This is a genomic window from uncultured Phascolarctobacterium sp. (assembly GCF_934190775.1).
In the GTDB taxonomy this organism is placed as follows: domain Bacteria; phylum Bacillota; class Negativicutes; order Acidaminococcales; family Acidaminococcaceae; genus Phascolarctobacterium_A.
Map to the genome: position 1 here is coordinate 1 of NZ_CAKPTG010000020.1, position 19,410 is coordinate 19,410.

Here is a 19,410-nt window from a genome sequence, read left to right on the forward strand (position 1 = left end):
AATGTTAAAAATTATTGATGATGGAATTGGTCTCAATGAAAATGATATTCGTAAATTATGGATGCATGTTGGAAAAAGTGAAAAAAAATATGATATATTAGATGCTAATAATCATCAACGTGTCTTAGCCGGTTCAAAAGGTGTTGGTCGTTTTGCGATGGCTAGGATTGGTGGCAAGATTTCTATTTATAGCAAAAAAGAGAATAGTGAAGCGATTATTTGGGAAACAGATTGGAACGTTTCTCAAATCAAAAAAGATATTCATAATACAACAACAGGAACGACTATAATTATTGAGCAGTTAAGAGAGAAGTGGGGAAAATCGAAAATAAATAACTTAGTTGATTATTTATCTAGAACATATAATGATAATGCTATGAAAATTTTTATAGAGCATTCTGATTACAATGGAATAGTTTCCTCATACTTACCTAAAGCAGAGTTAGGAATTAATTGTCTGTCTTATATTAGAATTAAATATGATAGCATTAATCATATTTTAACTACGGACATTGATTCAGATGAGTTCGAAAATAGCGCTCAGCAATATTGTCCTGGTGTTAATTTGAATAGGCAAACTATAGTAACTAACATCTTCAATGAATTTGATGGATCCAAAGAATATGATTTAAATGATGATGAACTAAAATCTAGATTAACAGATTTAGGGGATTTTTCAGGTGAATTTCTTTTTTCTGTAAAGCCCAATCGACTAGAAATTGAGAAATTCTTATATAAACATCGTGGACCTCAACAAACCATCTCCGGTGGTGTGGTGCTGTATAGGAATGCTTTTAGTATTGCATTATATGAGGGAAAAAAAGATTGGCTCCAGTTTGGAAAAAGGTCTAGAATTTCTCCGGCTGCAGCATCCCATCCAACAGGAGCTTGGCGTGTACGCGAAAACCAAATAGCTGGAAAGGTTGAAATTGATAAAGAACGGAATGCTGTACTATTGGATTTATCTAATAGACAAGGTTTAGACGAGAATATATACTATGAGTTATTTGTTAGAATAATTCTTACGGGAATTGCGGAATTTGAACGATATAGGCAAGGTATTATACGCCTCATTGATAAAAAAAATAAAAAGGAATCTAAGGTTGTAGAAACGCCTGTATCTGATAAGATTGCAAAAAATCCTAAAGCAATTCCGCAACTATCAGAGAAAGAGACGCATCAGCTTATAGCTGAAATAAAAACATTCAGACAAGAACAACAAGTGGCACGTCAAGAAAAAGAAGACGTTGAAAAACAATATAAATATGATGTGCAAATTCTAAATGTATTGGCAACTGTCGGGCTTAAAGCATCGGCGATTGCACATGAAATGAAAAATGATCGTAATATAATTTCAGGAAACATAGATTCTATCATTACTGCTTTAAAGGATTACGAGATGTGGGAAAAACTTAATTCTCCGGAATGTACAGATAAAGCTTATAAAAATGTTCCTGATTTACTTAATAAAAATAAAGAAAAATGTATCAAGATTTTACGCTTTATGAATATCATGCTTTCTCAAATTGAAAAGAATCAATTTAATCCTCAGACATATTGTGTAAAAAGTATATTGGATAAAATAAATAATACTTGGAAAACAGATTATGCTTGGGTTGAGATTCACTTAGATGTAGACGCAAATATAAATTATTTAATATCTGAAGATGTTTTTCAAGTAATTTTTGATAATTTAATATTAAATAGTATACAACAGAATGACAGAAAAGATCATTTGGATATTTATGTAAAGGTTGCACTAGATAATAATATCTTGCATTTATCTTATTCGGATAATGGAAAGGGACTTGATAAAAAATATAAAGATAATCCTATGAAAATATTAGAGGTTCATGAAACAACAAGACAAAATGGTCATGGACTTGGAATGTGGATTGTCAATAACACAATAAAAATGGCCAAAGGAGAGATAAAAAATATAGATGGTAGTGATGGATTTCAAGTAACGTTTACTATTGGAGGTGTATAATGGTGAAAAAATATCGGCTGGTGTACATTGATGATGAAATGGAAATATCACTTAGTCATTATTTAGATAAACATCTTAAGGATGAATTAGATGGTACTATTGAATTAGAATGTGAAGAAATTAAATTTGATCCAAGTTTAGGATATAATAGTTTAATAAATGATATAAGAGTAAGAAGAGCTAATATAATTTTGATAGATTCAAGACTTTTTGAGGATAGAAATGCATCAAAAGGTAAGTTTTCTGGTGAGGAGTTTAAATTTATAATAAAACGGTCGTATCCTTATATTGAAGTACTCGTGATTAGTCAAAACAAAATGGATGCGTCACTTCAAATAATACCAAAGTATAATTGTGATTGTGGTATGTCGCCAGAAGAATATTATGATGCTAATTTACTACAGCATATAAAGAATGCAATTGCCCAAGTAGATCTTTACAGAACATTAGCTAATTGCTTTGAAGAAAATGATAATTGGGAACCACTAATAAAAGAAAGAGCGATAAGTAACCTTAAGGGAACTGAATCATATACTGAATTGACGAAAGAGGATATTGATAGACTTGTTATTGGATTTAAAGAATTAACGGAGAAAGTAAATGGATGATGATTACAGATTAACGAAGAGTTGTGAATCATTTGGTAATATAAGTGAGAAAAAGAAAGTATTAATGAATGAAATCAAATCTGCTCATCCTAGAGCTAAAGATATTCATAAGATAGTTTCAGAGAATGCTAGTGAGTTTAAATCTAAATTTCTAAAAGTTTATTGTTATCGGTGTGCTTATTGTGGAACTTCAATACGAATAAATGTAAAGTCACAATTTGAAATTGATCATTTTATTCCTAAAACCTCAAAGAGATTTAGAAGTGAAACTGATGCTGGATTTATTGGAAATCTTGTTTTAGCTTGTCATACTTGCAATCATAACAAAAGCAACTTTGAGTTATCGGAGAGTTCTCAAGAAATATTAAATCCGGATCTTGAAAAAATTAAAAAGATTTACTATAGAGATAACATGTTTTATATAAGAGTTTCGCAAGATGCTTCCCAGGAAGCGATAGATTTTTATAAGAAATTAGAACTTGGAAGAGAGACTTGTCGAATAGATTATTTGTTGTTAAGTATGATGGAATTACGTGATAAAATAGAGAACAATGATAGTTTAAAATGTCAGCTAAATGAAAAGATAGATTTCTTATGTATGAAGCGTAATATCATGACATAGAATTTGGGCTATTTGAATTATTAATTTAATGTATAATTCAAAATTAAGAATAATGTATGGCAAATATCTTAAAACATATATAACAATCGCTTACTAGTAGAATTTTTGTAAGTATTATAATAGTATTGCCGCAATATCAAACAGTATTCTGTATGCTAACAAAAGGAGATATGTATATCATGCAAACAATCTTAGTAACTGGTGCTGCCGGCTTCATTGGCAGCAACCTCGTCCTGGAGCTGCTGCGCTCCCTGTCACCGGTGCAAATCATCGGTCTGGACAACATGAACGACTACTACGACATATCCATCAAGGAATACCGTCTGGAGCAGATTGCTGCCACCGCTGCCGAGCACAGCGACTCACAGTGGACCTTCATCAAAGGCAACCTGGCTGACAAAGCACTCATCGACAAAATATTTGCCGACTACCAACCGGAAATAGTAGTAAACCTGGCAGCACAGGCAGGCGTGCGCTATTCCATCACCAACCCGGATGCCTATATCGAAAGCAACCTGATTGGCTTTTACAACATACTGGAAGCCTGCCGTCACTCCTATGACAACGGCGCCAAGGGCGTAGAGCATCTTGTATATGCTTCCAGCTCCAGCGTATATGGCTCCAACAAAAAAGTGCCGTATTCCACCGATGACAAGGTAGACAACCCTGTATCGCTGTACGCTGCCACCAAAAAATCAAATGAGCTGCTGGCACATGCCTACAGCAAACTGTACAACATTCCCTCTACCGGACTGCGCTTCTTCACCGTATATGGTCCTGCAGGCCGCCCGGACATGGCCTACTTTGGCTTCACCAACAAGCTGTTGGCAGGAAAAACCATTGAAATCTTTAACTACGGTAATTGCAAGCGTGATTTTACCTACGTAGACGATATCGTAGAAGGCGTAAAGCGCGTAATGCAGGTACCGCCTGAGCGTAAGGTAGGCGAGGACGGACTGCCGCTGCCGCCGTATAAGGTATATAACATAGGCAACAGCCATCCCGAAAATCTGTTGGACTTTGTGACCATCCTGCAGGAAGAGCTGTTGCGCGCAGGAGTACTGCCTGCTGATTATGACTTTGAAGCACACAAAAAGCTTGTACCCATGCAGCCTGGTGATGTGCCTGTGACATATGCCGATACAACGCCGTTGGAGCGAGACTTTGGCTTTAAACCGAGCACACCGCTGCGCGAAGGACTGCGCAAATTTGCTGAATGGTACAAGAAATTTTATAACTGCTGATTATATAAATAAAAGGAGTATGATGAACATGAAAATTGCCGTTGCTGGTACTGGTTACGTTGGACTTTCCCTGGCTACGCTGCTTGCGCAGCACAATGAAGTAAAGGCCGTTGATATTATCCCGGAAAAGGTTGAACTGATCAACAACAAAAAATCCCCGATTCAGGATGATTATATTGAAAAATATCTGGCTGAAAAGGACCTCAACCTTGTTGCTACGCTGGATGCAGAAATGGCTTATAAAGACGCAGAATTTGTTATTATCGCTGCACCGACCAACTACGACAGCAAAAAGAACTTTTTCGACACCAGCGCTGTAGAAACAGTAATCAAGCTGGTTATGCAGTACAACCCCAATGCCATTATGGTAATCAAATCCACCATTCCCGTTGGCTACACCAAAAGCATCCGTGAAAAAACCGGTAGCAAGAACATCATCTTCAGCCCGGAATTCTTGCGTGAAAGCAAGGCGCTGTACGATAACCTGTATCCGAGCCGCATTATCGTGGGCACTGACCTGGAGGACGAGCGCCTGGTGAAGGCTGCGCATACCTTTGCCGGCCTGCTGCAGGAGGGTGCAATCAAAGAGAACATCGACACCCTGTTCATGGGCTTCACCGAAGCAGAGGCTGTTAAGCTGTTCAGCAATACCTATCTGGCACTGCGCGTTTCCTACTTCAACGAGCTTGATACATATGCAGAAATGAAGGGACTGGATACCCAGCAAATTATCAACGGCGTTTGCCTTGATCCGCGTATTGGCAGCCATTACAATAACCCCAGCTTTGGCTATGGTGGTTACTGCCTGCCGAAGGACACCAAGCAGCTGCTGGCTAACTATGCAGACGTACCGGAAAACATCATTGAAGCGATTGTTGAAAGCAACAGAACACGTAAAGACTTCATCGCTGAGCGTGTGCTGGAAATTGCCGGTGGCTATGAAGCTAATGCTGAATATGATGCACAGAAGGAAGGCAAAGAGCCTGTAATCGGCGTATACCGCCTGACCATGAAATCCAACTCCGACAACTTCCGTCAGAGCAGCATTCAGGGCGTAATGAAGCGTATTAAGGCTAAAGGAGCGAAGGTTATTGTTTACGAACCTACGCTGGAAGATGGCACTACCTTCTTTGGTAGCGTTGTGGTAAACGACCTGGAGAAGTTTAAGGCTGAAAGCCAGGCGATTATTGCAAACCGCTATGATAGCTGTTTGGATGATGTGCAGGAAAAGGTATATACTAGAGATTTGTTCAGAAGAGATTAAATGGAATAAAGTGAAACACCGCCAAGCGTGCGCTTGGCGGTGTTTGTTGTTGGTGGGGGAGAGGGGAAGATGACTGTTAGTGCTTGCGTGATTGTAATCGCAATGTAATGGTGCTATAATTAAATTATGTACTGTTGTTTGGTAAATACAAGGTATGGTTTTTGGAAAAGTATTAGAATGCATTGATAAAAGAATTTTGTAAACGATTGGAGGATACGTAAACATGCAAAGTCATAAAGAAAAAATTAGTACGCACAGAGTTTATAATACGCTTGACGATTTCTTGGCTCAACTTAGAGAAGCATTGGGGGAAAGTTCTTATTCGCAAGAAGTTATAGAGGAACTTAATCGGGAAGTGCTCATTTACGAAACAATAAGACATAAATTGAATTCTGAGGATAAACAGTGGTTTTCTGTTAACTTTTTGGATAAAATCAGCGGAACAATAAATGATCTCCAAAGAGAATTAAATAATTTTAAATCTTCTAAGAACGAAGATTATATAAATAACATGATGTTATATACTGACGGTGTCTTAGATTTATTTAGGGGTACTGTAATAAGTGAAAGAGAAGAATGCGATATAACAAGAAAATATATATCAGATATGCAGTATGCTGTAGGAAAATTAAATACTCAAGTACATACTACTCAAGCAAATAGCATAGAATTAGAAGAACTTGTAGAAAAACAGAAAAAAGAAATAGAGAGTTTAAAGAATGATATCATTCAGAAAGAAAATGATTTTAAAGCTAATAATGAAAGGCGTCTTACGCAATTAGATGAAAGTATTAATAATTTCAAGAACAGGATGGAAGAAGTTGGTGATAGGCTTAAAGAGAGAAATGAAAGTACATTAACAGAAACTATGACTTCGATTAAGGTGCAACTAGATACTAAAATACAAGAATTTAATAAGTTGTATAAAGAACAGGAAGAAAAACTCTCAAAGTTACGTGAAGCAAAAGATGAGGAACTTACACGATACATAGATACAGCAAAAACTATTGTTGGACAAGTAAATACAACAATGTTTTCATACAAGTATAAACAAGTTGCTGATAATGCTAAAAATAGAGGTCATTTATGGAATGCGATTTGTTTCTTTTCTTTAGTAGCTGCTGCAATTACTGCCTATTATACAATGACATATATGACGGAAAAAATGAATGTAGATTTGTTTTGGTATGGTGCTATAGCTAGGTCCATCGTTATAATGATTGCATTAGCAGCTTCAGGATATGCAAGTAAACAAGCCAATGCTCAAGGAAAAATAGAACGTTATGCTAGGAAAATTGAAATGGAATTAGTTGCGTTTGATACATTTGTCGAAAATATGCCTGAAGACGTAAAGAAAGAATTGAAGTCCGAAGTTGTAAAAAGGATATTTATTAATAGAGAAGATATCATTGATGAAAATATTGATAACAGTAAAGATAAGTCTGAGATTCTTCAGTTAATATTAGATAAAATTAGTGCTTTGGCAAAAAAAGAATGAAAAGAATAGCGAAAAAGCCAACACTTAATTTATATTCTGTAATTCCAATAATTTAATGGTAAATCATCTTCACGGGTATTATTTTGTGCAGATTTATTATTGAGATTAATGGTTGCAGCTAGTAATGTAATATTATTTGAATCAACTTTAATGTATAAATGTATAAAGAGTATATTTTTGTATTACTTGTTGGTTTATTAAAGAGTACGGATTATATTGATGTTAGATTTTAAAAAAATCCTGTCATCTATCGCTATAGCTATATAAAAATCGGACAAGCACATGTAGAAGAAATGAAAAGGTTAGCCATAGTCGGTGAGGGATTAAATTCTTATATAGGGAAGAATTTTGGGAAACCAGGTTTGTTTGATAAAATTTACTAATACAGTATAAAACAAATACCGCCGCACGCTGATGCGCACGGCGGTGTTAAAACTAAACAATTTTATGCAGACTTGATTTCAGTCTGCAGCTCTTGAATTTTACTCATGGGTAAATCAGTAATCAGCATAATGTCTTGAAGGCTTTTGCCAAGAGCAAGCATACGCTTAGCGGTAGCAAATTTTTCTTGAGCCTCGCCTTCAGCTAAACCGGCAGCTCTTGCTTCAGCTCTAGCTTCATCAAAACCAAGCGATACAATCTTTTTCATAGTGATTTCATCTCCTTTGAGTTTGTTCTGCTTAAGATTATTTGTTGTCTGTTTTAATAATTGTTCATATTCGTCGTTGTCGCTCATAACGCGCATAAGCTGTAGGAGCTCATGTACATGCTTGAGCTGGATAGGGGAGTATTGTGGCTTTCGGCCAAGGCGCGTATCACGCAGTAGCTCAACGAAATTTCGGAACTCTGTTTTGAACTTCATAATCTGCTCGTCACTTAGCCAGGCAAGCTCTACAACGTTAATCTTATAATTGCTGATAAACTTGCTTAGTCTTTCATCACATTTAAAGCAATCGGTGAGCTGTTTAGGGGCAGTCCAGTGCTTTTCTGTACCCATGTAAAGCACGAGCGTAATTACAGGATAAGTTTTCTTAGATTCCTCTGCGTTAAGCTGTGCTCTGTAGGAAGCGCCGTCATAGCAGATGACGCGTAGCGGCATTTTGTAATCGGGATTAGTTTGATTCTCCAAGCCGATTAAAGAGATGTGCAGAGAGTGGTACCGCCACCTTTTAGCTACATCGCGTTCCACCTCGTGGATTTGTTGTTCAACAGTGTAGGTGTCTTTAGCAGTGACGGTTTCAAGCTCGTTTTCCTTAATAACGTCTTCACCGTCATAGAGAAGAACGTTACTGATATCCGCAAAGATATCCTCAAAGTCTTCTAAACGCTTTTGAGTAGTGTCTTTGGTTCCCATAGAAGAACTCCTTTCTTTAATTATAACATATTTGTGCTTGAAAATATATAAACTGACAGTTAGTCAGGATATATCGCGTGCAAGAAATATGCCAAAAAACAAAAACGCAGTACTTATAGCGCTCGGAATCTCCGAGCACTATAGGTACTGCAGCTTAATTCTAACGACGTAAGTCGAGAGGTCCTGCTTATTTAGTTGTAAATGTTACATTTGTAGTTGAGTATACAGGAGAAATCATATAAAGTCAAGTAAAATTCTGACAATAATAGCTGAGGTGACAACTAATGAACCCAAAACTTCTTATAGTAGGCGCGGGTGGCTTTGGCCGCGTGACGCTGGAGCACGACAGCAGGCAGTTGGTGCAGCAGTCGATGGCGTGGAGGTAGTAGGCGGCAGCAGCGATTTGCAGCGCCTGCATATCCCCATCTTCCATATGGAAGCAGGAAAACGCTGCAAGGACGAGTGCCTGCCGGAAGAAAGCAGCTTCTTCACCAGTGTGGGGCATCCGTTCCCGGCGGTGTGCATCCGTACCTCTACGGAGCGCCCGGAAGCGCTGGACAAAGGCTGCTTTGTGCTCGCAGGCATTGACGAAAAAAGCCTGCTGCAGGCTGTAGATACAGCGGTGCAGATGAACCTTGATGGCGATGACGGACTGCCGGTGCCTGATTATGTAGATGAGAACGTATCTACTAAGGTTGTGAAGATTATCCAAAGCTACACAGGTGTGGTTAATAAGATGGTCTGGAGAAAAGGGTAAGGGGAGCAACTTAGAGTTAAATATCGTGCAATAGAAAAAGCGCTTGCCAAATGGCAGGCGCTTTTTGAACAGGCGGAGCTTACTGCTCCTTAGCTAACAGATCCTTGAAGTACTGGTGTTCTTCGGGTGGAGTTTTTAAAATATTCATGGCTTGGTCAGTAGCCGTTTTCCCAAAGTTCCTCACAGCTCAAATCAAGCTCATCATTCCAACTGATACCATAACCACCAACATCAACCTTAACCAAGTTAAAAAGACCGTTGGTATATTCTAAAGCTTTAAAGGGCTGCCATATTTTCCAAAGCGGTTTTACATCATAATACTTGCAAATACCATTAATAAAGTCAACCTTTAAAATAAAATCTGGCATTGCTTTTACATCTTGAACTTTATGAAACATGGTAGCACCTCCTGTTATTTTAATGGTGGCAGTTTAATAAATTCCTGTGTTTCCCAAATATGCATCAGCGCAGTTTGGTGCAATGCAGCCCACTCTTTGACAAGCTCCAGTGCTTTAGGTGGTAAATCTCCTTCTAGCATTTTTAATGATTTGATTTCGATTTCGCCTGTGTATTCACCGTATATGACGTGAAAATGTGGTTGGTTGTGTTCTTTTCTTTGAAAATACATCTTGATGTACATACCGTAAAAAGAAGATATTAACGGCATACTGTTTTTTTCCTTTAATTATAATATTTGCTTCAGTACAATACAACATGAGGTGCTTAAGAAAAAAAGCAGTACACATAGCATCCAAAATTTTCGGATACCGTAGGTACTGCTAAATACTACCGACATGAGCCGGTAGGCCCTGCTTATTTTGTTGTAAATGTGAAGCTAAGCTAAGTATAAATAAAAGGACAGCAGAAGTCAAGTGAAGATTCTGAAAAATCACATAACATATGACGAGGTTGCAATATACAGGTTTAGCCAGCAATATATAAAATAATCTTGAAAGATAGAATCTAGTTTGCTACAATATATTACTGTAGACTGTTTTCAATAAGCAAGCGATATAATATACACTTGTAATGAGCAAATTTATAAGCATAGGAGATGCTGCCTGATGAAAAAAATACTTAGTGCAATAGCAATTGCCGCGGCCCTTGGCTGCAGCTGCGCCGCAGCCAGCCCGCTAGTTACGGCTGACGTGCCGCTTGATAGCAGCTATTACGGTTATCTTGATAAGCTGGAGGGCATGGGTTATATTCAGGACATGCCTGCCAACACCAAGCCTTACAGTCGCCTGGACATGGCCAAATGGGTGCTGCAGGCTGACGCGATTGCCAAGAGTAAACCATTGCCGCCATACCTGCAGACCAGGCTGGATGCAATGCGTGAGGGCCTGGCAGAAGAGATTGCCTACCTGCAGGGTGCAGGCAAGATTAATAATGTGAAGCTGCGCGGCGCCAGTGTTGACCTGTCGTACCTGCAGCAGGATAGTGCTGCCTATAAGTATAACAATGCCAAGGCACAGTGGCAGCTGCTGAACCACAATAACAATGGCTATCTTTATGGCGATGGCTTTAATGCTGTGGGCGCGCTGCACATCAGCGGCAGCCTGAACAAGGACCTGGCTGTGGGCGTTACGCCGCGCTTTAGCTGGGATAAGGACGAGCATGGCGATGCCAGCCTTGTTGAGGGCTATGCCAAAACGCATTTGGGCGTGTGGGGGATTACTGCCGGCAGGCAGCCGATGTCCTGGGGCGTAGGGCGCGCAGGACAGCTGGCCTTTGGCAGCAATGCAACGCCGCAGACAGCAATTAAGCTGAATTTGCTGGAGCCGCACACCTTTGAGCATGGTGCGTTGAAGTTTTTGGGCAAGGCGAATGTCAATGTTTTTGCCAGCAGGCTGGAGGGTAACAGGGTTGCAACTTCCGGTTCGGCGCTGGAAAAGGACCATGCAGCTCTTGTTGGCATGCGTGTGGATTTTATGCCGACGGATACGTTTACAATTGGGCTGGAGCGCATGTCGATGCTGAAGAAGTTTAATAAGCATTGGCTGCTGGGCGATAATGCTGATGCTGCCGAAAAGGATAATTGGAACGATATGGCTGGCCTTGATTTTAAGTATCGCTTCCCGGGCGTGCAGGTTTATGCTTCGCTGTATGGCGAGGACCAGGCGCATGCCTTCCCCTGCGAAAATGCTTATAATGTGGGCGTTTACTTCCCACAGCTGGTGCCGGACGGCAGCTGGGATTTGCGCGTGGAGGCTGCCAAAACTAATGATGCCTGGTATGGCCATTGGGTGCTGAAGAATGGCTGGACGTATAAAGACGCTATTTTGGGCGATTGGCTGGGCGCGGATGCGAAACGCGTTTATGCGGAGGTTAACCATTATCTGGCGGATGGCGGCAAACTGGGACTGAGCTATACTTGGGCTGATATGCAGCAGACGGCGCAGTATGATGGCGGGCTGCAGGAGGTGGAGCTGAGCTACAGTAAGAGCCTGCAGAAGAATTTGCTGCTGCATACTGCTGTTGGCTATGGCAAGCTGGTGGACGATACCAGTAAGCTGGTGGCTGTTGGCCTGAGCTGGGAGTATTGAGCCTGGAGCATGTAAGAGTTTAATATACGCTTTTCTTGTTCCCTGATAATATTAGTTTGCGAGGTATAGTTTATGTATACTGAAGATTTAATCACCAAAGAATTTAAGAAAGTTTATGGAAAAGATGCTAAGTTGCATGAAGGTCAGTTAGAGGCGATAAAGGCCGTTCTTGATGGAAATAGGGTATTGGTTGTGCAAAAAACTGGCTGGGGAAAAAGCTTAGTGTATTTTTTGGCTACAAAGATACTGCGTGCTCAAGGCAAGGGGTTAACCTTAGTATTTAGTCCTTTGCTTGCACTGATGAACAACCAGTTTGAAGCAGCAAGAAAATTTTTTCCTGAAGATGAGTCCATTCGTTTATATAATTCTTCGGTAGGCAGTGACTACAAAAGGAAAACTATAGAATTATTAAAAGAAGACAATGTAGATATTCTCTTTGTTACTCCGGAAAGTCTTACTAATAATGATTTTATGGAAAATGTTATGGGTGAGATTAAGGAAATAGGTTTTTTGGTTATTGATGAAGCTCACTGCATATCTGACTGGGGACACGATTTTAGACCAGACTATATGAATATAGTTAAAATAGTAGATAATCTGACAAGCAATGATCCAGTTTTGGCTACGACAGCTACCGCCAATGACAGAGTTGTTAATGATATTGCGTCACAGCTGCGATATAAAAATAATACTAAGAAAAAGATGCTTATTTTGCGCGGCAATCTGCAAAGGGAATCATTGTATATCCAGGTGATAAAAATACCCGATTATAAAGGAAAGTTAGCCTGGTTAAAAGAACATATTTATGATTTACAAAAGCATGTTGGTATAATTTATTGTGCAACTATAAATGATTGCCAATTAGTAGCAGGCTGGTTGAGAAAATGCTTTCCTGATAAGCGTATAGAAATATATAATGGACAAGTAGATAAACATTTGAGAATAGATTTAGAAACCGATTTTCTGGGTGATAAAATTGATATCTTAGTTGCTACAAGTGCTTTTGGTATGGGGATTGATAAGCCTAATATTGGCTTTGTAATACATTTTAGTAAGCCCAAAAATGTTATTGAATATTATCAGCAGATAGGCAGAGCTGGTAGGGGGAAGGAGATTCCTTTGGCTTATGCAGTGCTTTTAGCATCGCCTAACGATGATGATGTTAATAAGTTTTTTATTCGTAGTGCTTTTGCTACTAAAGACCAGATGATGTCCATTTTTGATTCTATAAAAAAAGCTGATGGTATTTCGAAAGATGATGTTATAAAAGAAGGAAAGCATACGAGTGGATTAGTAGATAAAGTAATAAGATATCTTGTAGCGCAAGATGCAGTGATCAAATATTTTGATTCTGAATCGAGAACTACAAAATATATAGTTAAAGACAATGATTGGCATCCCGATGAAGAGCATATTAATCAATTAACACAACTGCGTCATATGGAATTAGGAGATATGAATGCTTACATTGCCAGCAAGCAATGTTATATGCAATATGTAACCGCTTTATTGAATGATAAAGCATCAAAGCCGTGTGGGCATTGTGCTTTTTGTGAATCTGGGCAGTCTTTGTCAGAGGAATATTCAGCTAGTATAGCATCAGAAGCTGAAGATTTTATTGATAGCTTTGATTATGATGTTGCTGCAAGAAAGAAATGGGCAGTAACTAATAAATTTATTCCAGCAAACGAGAGAATTTGTGGCGATAAAATTTTTGTCTTAACAAAGTATGGTACGGGTAATTATGGTAAGCTTGTCAGAGAAGGCAAATATGAATCTGATCCAGCATATTTTGCAGATGAGCTTGTTGTGGCAGCAGCCAAAAAGCTTAGAGAAGTAGTTCGCAATGAAGACATAAAATACCTTATTCCCATTCCGTCGCTCAACCATCCTTCTTTGGTAAGCAGCTTTACAGAGCGTTTAGCCAAAAAGCTAAATTGTCAATATCTGGATATATTGGGTAAAACTAGTAAAGAAGAACAAAAAAATAAGCACACTTCAGTTCAACAGCAGAAAAATATTGAGGATAGTGTTTTTATAAAGGATAATACTTTGTCAGATGCTAATGTACTTTTAATAGATGATATGGTAGATTCCAAATGGACGATTACTGTTGCTGCCAGCAAGCTGGTTCGTGAGGCTGGTATGGCTAAAGTATTTGCTTTTGCCTTAGCTAATTCACAGAATAGTGAGGATTAAAAATGTCTAATTTAAGCGATAATGCTAAAGTTACAATATTGTTATGTTCTTCACTTGCGCTGAAGGATGATGTGAAACCGTTTACTGCTATTCAGTGGTATAATCTGAGTGTCAAGATATATAAATCTGAGCTGAAGGAACCTGCTGCCTTGCTTGGTTTAAGTGCAGATGAGCTGATTGCTAAACTTGCTATTTCTGAAGCTGATGCTTCTAGAATAACTGTGCTTCTGTCAAGAAGTATAAATGTTGCTTTTGAGTTGCAGAAGCTTGAAAGTAAGGGGATTAATGTTATTACTAAAAGTGATGATAATTATCCCAAGCGTCTGATAAAAGTTTTGGGAGGGCGGTATGCTCCGCCTATGCTTTATTATAGCGGTAATTTGGAACTGGCTAAAAATGATTGCATTGGTATTGTAGGCTCTAGAAATATTGATGACAATGGTAAAACAGTGTGTGCTACCATAGCCCAAAAGGCTGCACTGGCAAATATAACTGTTGTTTCTGGCGGAGCTAGGGGTGTTGACAGTACATCGCGTACCGTAGCATTAAAAAATGGAGGAGCTTGTATTGAATTTTTAGCTGATTCTATGGCTAAAAAAATAGTGCAGGGAGAGTACATAAAACCAATTTTGCAAAACAGGCTGTTAGTTTTTTCTGTCGTAAGTCCAAATCAAGGTTTTTTGGTATATTCAGCTATGGATAGAAATAAGTACATTTATGCAATGGCTAAAAAAACCTTTGCTATAGCTGCTGATTTAAATAAGGGTGGAACATGGACGGGTGTAATGGAGTCCCTAAAAAGAAAGTGGGGACATCCTTATGTCTGGGATACTGATATCTATCGTGGTAATTCGGAATTGATAAAAGCTGGTGCAACTCCTTTTTCTAATCCTAATGAACTTGATTTTTCAAATTTGGAGCAGGATGAAGCTGTTAATAAATTAACTATGGATAATTTATTTGCAGAACCATCTGATACAGAAGCTTATCTGGTCAGTGATAATTCTTCGGAATATAGTAAGGAGAAGGCATTTACCAGTGATGCGATTTATAAAGCTGCTTTGCCAATAATTAAAGCTTTCCTTAAAAATGAGCATAATTCGAAAGAAATAATTGAAGCATTAGATATTGTTCCTAAGCAAGCAGAGGCGTGGTTAAAAAAAGCTGTTGCTGAAAAGCAGGTTATCAAATTGACAAGGCCGGTAAGATATATTGCTGCAGAGGATAATTAAAAGTCACAACGCAATGCAGTAGACAGTAATTGAGCTGTAGTTGCTAACCTTTGGATATGCTTGCTGTTGGCCTGAGCTGGGAGTATTGAGCCTGGAGCATGTAAGAGTTTAATATACGCTAAAACGTGAAAACACCGACGTCTGCCGTACCAGGGGTACGACGGATGCCGGTGTTTTTTGCTTATTTACATGTAAGTGTCGCAATTAAATATCGCGCTGCAACCCTTCCGTCTGCTCGCAAAGCTCGCAGCCACCTTCCCTTTCAGGGAAGATATATCAGACCTGTGGAAGGCTAAACTTCGCAAATCTGTTTAACTTCTATATGCTCCCTGCAAGGGAGCTGGCATCGCCGTAGGCGATGACTGAGGGTTGTGCCCCTCGGGGAAGGTGCCGAGCGTGTCGCAATTAAATATCGTTCCAGTCAGTAGCAATTTTCCCATGCCTTAGGGCATAACGCAAATTTCGTGCGGAACCAGGACGAAGCTTCGGTAAAATTTGTCAGATGGTAACAGAAAGTTACGTACCCTTGCTTCTATGGTTCCAAACACTCATTTGCTAAAATTGCTATTCCTTACACGATATGTTAATTGCTCGTCATGGCTTTTTGCTAGCCTTCTAGCCTCTCCTAGGGGAGAGGTGGCATCGCGAAGCGATGACGGAGAGGGGGAAGCGAGAGCGCAGCGCCTTACAGGCTCGCCGCTCTCTCCAAGAATCCACGCAGAATGTCGCAGGAAGCGGTAAACTTAGTTTGCTCCTCTTCCGTCAGCGGCAGCTCTAAAATATCTTCAATACCCTTTTTGCCGATTACGCAGGGAACACCTGCAGCAACGTCCTTCTGGCCATATTCGCCGCTAAGTATGGTGGAGCAGGGCCAAATCAATTTTTCGTCATGGAAGATGGCCTTAATCAGCATGCAGGCAGCGTTGGCAATGCCAAATTCCGTGCAGCCCTTGCCGTCGACTTCAATGTCGCCGGCTCTTTTAACCTGCAGCTGCAAATCCTCCAGGCTGAGTGCTGCCAGCTCCGGACGTTCAGCGCGCAACTGGGCAAAGCTCTTGCTGCCGATGCGGATGGCAGACCAGACAACGAAGCTGGAATTACCATGCTCGCCCATGCAGAAGGCCTGAATAGATTTGCGGCTGTAGCCTGTAGCGGCGCTGAGCACGCGCAGCAGGCGGTAGCTTTCGAGGCTGGTGCCGGTGCAGAAGCAGCGCTGCGGCTCCCAGTTCATCTTGCGGCGGATATGCTCGCAGATGATGTCTGCCGGATTAGAAATGCTGATCATAATACCCTTGAAGTCAACCTGCTTAAGGTGGCTGATAACCTCGTTGGCCATCTTAATGGAATCGTCAAACATATCAAGGCGTGTTTCGCCGGGACGACGGCTGCGGCCGAAGGCCATTACCAGAATATCTGCATCGTTCAGCTCGCTGTATTCACCGGCGCGGATGATGGCATCACGGCCGCAAAGTGCGCCGCTGACGCAGTCATCTAAGTCCAGCGCCTGTGCTGCAGCCTTTTCCTTGAGAATATCAATGAGCACAATATCGTCAGCCTCACCGGATTGGATGAGCGCCAAAGCAACATGGGAGCCAACGTGACCGGCTCCGACGATTACAACCTTACGAGTTTTTAACATAACTAAAACCTCCTTATGAAAACAGGGAACCGTCCCCACTTATGCTGGAGATAGTTCCCTCATTTTTTGCTATACCGTAATAAATATGCCGTTGGCGTATTTATTACATTGTGCTATATTATTTGTTTGCTTCTGCTTCAGCAATAACCTTGTTGATATCTTCGATAAGAGCATCAACATCAATGCCGTGAGCGCCAGCGCCCTGACCGATGGTTTCGAAATGAGCAGCCATGCAGCCGATGCAGCCCAGACCATATTCAGCGAAAACCTCCATGATTTCAGGATGGTTTTGAACGGCTTCAATAATGCCGGTATCTTTAGTAATCATTGTATAAATCTCCTTCTTTTAATAAAAATTGTACACAAAATCCGTACTCATTCATTATATCATCTGTGCCTCTAAAAGCCAAATTTATTACGGAAAATTTTTTGCGAAATCAGCTTGACAGAGTTCACATTTTTTTAATTATTTTTTTACATTGAGCTGTGAAATACTTGCGTTTACAGCCGATAAACGCTATAATGGAGAAAAGTGGTGTAATGTGGGTGAAAAGGGGGCGATATCATGCTTTTGGGTGAATACGAACATACCATAGATGCAAAAGGTCGTCTTGCTATGCCTGCAAAGCTGCGTGAAAGTCTGGGCGGTAAGTTTATCATCACCAAGGGCCTTGATGGTTGCCTTTTTGTGTACGATATGGAGCAATGGCAGAAGCTGGAGCAAAAGCTGTCCGCCTTGCCGATGAGCCGCAAAACAGCGCGTGATTTTACCCGCTTCCTCTTTGGCGGTGCCTGCGAGGGTGAATGCGACAAGCAGGGCAGGGTGCTGCTGCCGGCAAACCTGCGTGCTCATGCCGGTCTGGAAAAGGATGCCGTGATTGTTGGCGTTGGCAGCAGAGCCGAAATCTGGGACGCCGGACGTTGGAACAAATATAATGAAGAAAATGCTGAGGATGTGAGCGAGCTTGCCGAGCAGCTTGCTGATTTAGGCATATAAGATTGGTGTTGGCTATGGAATTTAAGCATACAAGTATCCTGCTCGCTGAGAGCGTGGAGTTTTTAATCACAGATAAAAATGGCATTTACGTGGACTGCACCATGGGCGGTGCCGGTCACACCAGTGCCTTTGCCGCTCAGCTGGAGGCTGGTGGCCTGATGCTTGGCATTGACCAGGACGATGATGCGATTGCGGCAGGTTCTGCGCGTTTGCTGAACAAGTTTGCCTGCAAAACCGCTGTTGCCAAGTCTAACTTTGAAAACTTTTCCCAGGTATTGGATTCCATGGGCATTGATAAAATTGATGGTATCTTTTTTGACTTGGGTGTTTCCAGCTACCAGCTGGATACACCGGAGCGTGGCTTTTCCTATATGCATGATGGCCCGCTGGATATGCGCATGAACAAGGAAGCACGTCTTGATGCAGAGTATATCGTCAATCACTACAAGGAAGAAGAGCTGGCCGACATCATCCACCGTTACGGTGAGGAACGCTGGTCTAAGCGCATTGCCCAGTTTATTGTGGCAGCACGCAAGGAAAATCCGTTGACCACTACCTTTGAGCTGGTGGATGTAATCAAGAAGGCTATCCCCAAGGGAGCAAGGCTTGACGGCCCGCACCCGGCGAAGCGCACCTTCCAGGCGATTCGCATTGAGGTGAACAACGAGCTGGGAATTCTGGCAGATACGATGGAAAAAGCTGTGGACCGCTTGAAGAGTGGCGGCCGTATCGGCGTTATTACCTTCCATTCACTGGAGGACAGAATTATCAAGCAGACCTTTGCTAAGCTGGCCAAGGGCTGTACCTGCCCGCCGCAGCTGCCTGTATGCGTGTGCGGCAAAAAGCCGCTGCTGCGTAAAATCGGTAATATCGTTCCCTCCAAGGCCGAGGTTGAAGAGAATCCGCGCAGCCGCAGTGCACGCTTGCGTTACGCAATCAAGATTTGACAGATAGATTAAGATAGATGTGATGTTTGATGAAGGGTGATTTTGATGCTTGCTAGAAAATATGACAATTACGCCTGGCAAGAGCAGCCTGCTGAGCAGTACGAGGCCCCGCAGCCTGTCCGTCGCAGAAGACGTAAACCTGATAAAATGAAGCTCATCCGCAATGGACTGTTCAAGATTATGGCAGTTGTCATTGTGGCTTATTTCGCTATGGTTCTGCGCAGCGAGGCTATGGTGCAGTGCAGCAATGAGCTTGTCAGCCTGCAGAAGCAGGAGGCGCAGCTGATTAACCAGAACAACGAGCTGAGAATTGAGGTTGAACAGCTCAAAGGTCCGGAGCGTATTATCGGCCTGGCAGAGCAGCGCCTTGGTATGAGCGTTGCCCGCAGCAACATCTATGTTAAGGCTGGCGAGGCTGCAAAAAGCAGCAATTCTTTGGCTACCAAATAACAAATATACATAGCCATTCACTGTATATTGTGATATAATTTGAATGGGTTTTTGGGAGGCAGC

17 protein-coding genes and 2 pseudogenes are annotated in these 19,410 nt (G+C 40.9%); 14 read left to right on the forward strand and 5 right to left on the reverse strand.

What is annotated here, in order from left to right:
* The 7 genes and pseudogenes from Q0G26_RS09800 to Q0G26_RS11485 all read left to right on the forward strand — a co-directional run.
* Positions 1–1,990: ATP-binding protein (locus Q0G26_RS09800; protein ID WP_293830229.1), on the forward strand; the 1,990-nt coding region annotated here is incomplete at its 5' end.
* Positions 1,990–2,598 (forward strand): hypothetical protein, encoded by a 609-nt coding sequence (locus Q0G26_RS09805; protein ID WP_293830231.1) that lies wholly within the window; start codon positions 1,990–1,992, stop codon positions 2,596–2,598. The genes Q0G26_RS09800 and Q0G26_RS09805, both read left to right, overlap by 1 nt.
* A complete protein-coding gene (locus tag Q0G26_RS09810; RefSeq protein ID WP_293830233.1) occupies positions 2,591–3,220 on the forward strand; it encodes an HNH endonuclease in 630 nt (209 codons plus the stop codon). Before Q0G26_RS09805 ends, Q0G26_RS09810 begins: the two co-directional genes overlap by 8 nt.
* 170 nt (positions 3,221–3,390) lie before the next feature.
* Entirely contained in the window at positions 3,391–4,464 is a 1,074-nt protein-coding gene (locus Q0G26_RS09815; protein WP_366517769.1) for an NAD-dependent epimerase/dehydratase family protein, read from the forward strand.
* 28 nt (positions 4,465–4,492) lie between these two features.
* Entirely contained in the window at positions 4,493–5,728 is a 1,236-nt protein-coding gene (locus Q0G26_RS09820) for a nucleotide sugar dehydrogenase (protein ID WP_293830237.1), read from the forward strand.
* A 223-nt stretch (positions 5,729–5,951) separates the two neighbouring features.
* Positions 5,952–7,226, forward strand: coding sequence for a hypothetical protein (locus Q0G26_RS09825; protein WP_293830239.1), 1,275 nt, complete (start codon positions 5,952–5,954; stop codon positions 7,224–7,226).
* A gap of 158 nt (positions 7,227–7,384) precedes the next feature.
* A pseudogene (locus Q0G26_RS11485) lies at positions 7,385–7,609 on the forward strand (hypothetical protein).
* A 62-nt stretch (positions 7,610–7,671) separates the two neighbouring features.
* Here Q0G26_RS11485 and Q0G26_RS09830 read toward each other — a convergent pair.
* Positions 7,672–8,580 carry an Rpn family recombination-promoting nuclease/putative transposase gene (locus Q0G26_RS09830; protein ID WP_293830241.1) on the reverse strand — a complete coding sequence of 303 codons (909 nt, stop codon included), beginning with the start codon at positions 8,578–8,580 and terminating at the stop codon, positions 7,672–7,674.
* Between the two features lie 466 nt (positions 8,581–9,046).
* Here Q0G26_RS09830 and Q0G26_RS09835 point away from each other — a divergent pair.
* Positions 9,047–9,337, forward strand: a pseudogene (locus Q0G26_RS09835) (UDP-N-acetylglucosamine 2-epimerase); the annotation flags it as partial.
* A 155-nt stretch (positions 9,338–9,492) separates the two neighbouring features.
* On the opposite strand, the gene Q0G26_RS09840 reads toward Q0G26_RS09835, so the two are convergent.
* The gene (locus Q0G26_RS09840) at positions 9,493–9,735 is read right to left on the reverse strand and encodes a DUF2442 domain-containing protein (protein ID WP_293830245.1); all 243 of its coding nucleotides are present in this window, start codon (positions 9,733–9,735) and stop codon (positions 9,493–9,495) included.
* Between the two features lie 14 nt (positions 9,736–9,749).
* On the reverse strand, positions 9,750–10,004 hold the full coding sequence (locus Q0G26_RS09845) for a DUF4160 domain-containing protein (protein WP_293830247.1): 255 nt from the start codon (positions 10,002–10,004) through the stop codon (positions 9,750–9,752).
* A 397-nt stretch (positions 10,005–10,401) separates the two neighbouring features.
* Here Q0G26_RS09845 and Q0G26_RS09850 point away from each other — a divergent pair, with 397 nt between their 5' ends.
* The 3 genes from Q0G26_RS09850 (at position 10,402) to Q0G26_RS09860 (ending at position 15,314) form a co-directional block, all read left to right on the forward strand.
* Positions 10,402–11,883 carry a capsule assembly Wzi family protein gene (locus tag Q0G26_RS09850; RefSeq protein ID WP_293830249.1) on the forward strand — a complete coding sequence of 494 codons (1,482 nt, stop codon included), beginning with the start codon at positions 10,402–10,404 and terminating at the stop codon, positions 11,881–11,883.
* Positions 11,884–11,955: 72 nt separating this feature from the next.
* Positions 11,956–14,082 carry a RecQ family ATP-dependent DNA helicase gene (locus Q0G26_RS09855; RefSeq protein WP_293830251.1) on the forward strand — a complete coding sequence of 709 codons (2,127 nt, stop codon included), beginning with the start codon at positions 11,956–11,958 and terminating at the stop codon, positions 14,080–14,082.
* Between the two features lie 2 nt (positions 14,083–14,084).
* The gene (locus Q0G26_RS09860; RefSeq protein ID WP_293830253.1) at positions 14,085–15,314 is read left to right on the forward strand and encodes a DNA-processing protein DprA; all 1,230 of its coding nucleotides are present in this window, start codon (positions 14,085–14,087) and stop codon (positions 15,312–15,314) included.
* A gap of 685 nt (positions 15,315–15,999) precedes the next feature.
* Here the strand turns inward: Q0G26_RS09860 and Q0G26_RS09865 are convergent.
* The gene (locus tag Q0G26_RS09865; protein ID WP_293830254.1) at positions 16,000–16,953 is read right to left on the reverse strand and encodes an L-lactate dehydrogenase; all 954 of its coding nucleotides are present in this window, start codon (positions 16,951–16,953) and stop codon (positions 16,000–16,002) included.
* 118 nt (positions 16,954–17,071) lie between these two features.
* The gene (locus Q0G26_RS09870; RefSeq protein ID WP_021719814.1) at positions 17,072–17,281 is read right to left on the reverse strand and encodes a DUF1858 domain-containing protein; all 210 of its coding nucleotides are present in this window, start codon (positions 17,279–17,281) and stop codon (positions 17,072–17,074) included.
* 237 nt (positions 17,282–17,518) lie between these two features.
* Here Q0G26_RS09870 and mraZ point away from each other — a divergent pair, with 237 nt between their 5' ends.
* Genes mraZ through Q0G26_RS09885 form a run of 3 tightly spaced genes read left to right on the forward strand, consistent with a single transcriptional unit; the run spans position 17,519 to position 19,347 of the window.
* Entirely contained in the window at positions 17,519–17,950 is a 432-nt protein-coding gene (mraZ, locus tag Q0G26_RS09875; protein WP_021719813.1) for a division/cell wall cluster transcriptional repressor MraZ, read from the forward strand.
* A 14-nt stretch (positions 17,951–17,964) separates the two neighbouring features.
* Complete coding sequence (rsmH, locus tag Q0G26_RS09880) at positions 17,965–18,897, forward strand: 16S rRNA (cytosine(1402)-N(4))-methyltransferase RsmH (protein ID WP_293830257.1); 933 nt, start codon at positions 17,965–17,967, stop codon at positions 18,895–18,897.
* A gap of 45 nt (positions 18,898–18,942) precedes the next feature.
* Entirely contained in the window at positions 18,943–19,347 is a 405-nt protein-coding gene (locus Q0G26_RS09885; RefSeq protein WP_293830259.1) for a septum formation initiator family protein, read from the forward strand.
* Positions 19,348–19,410 lie beyond the last annotated feature (63 nt).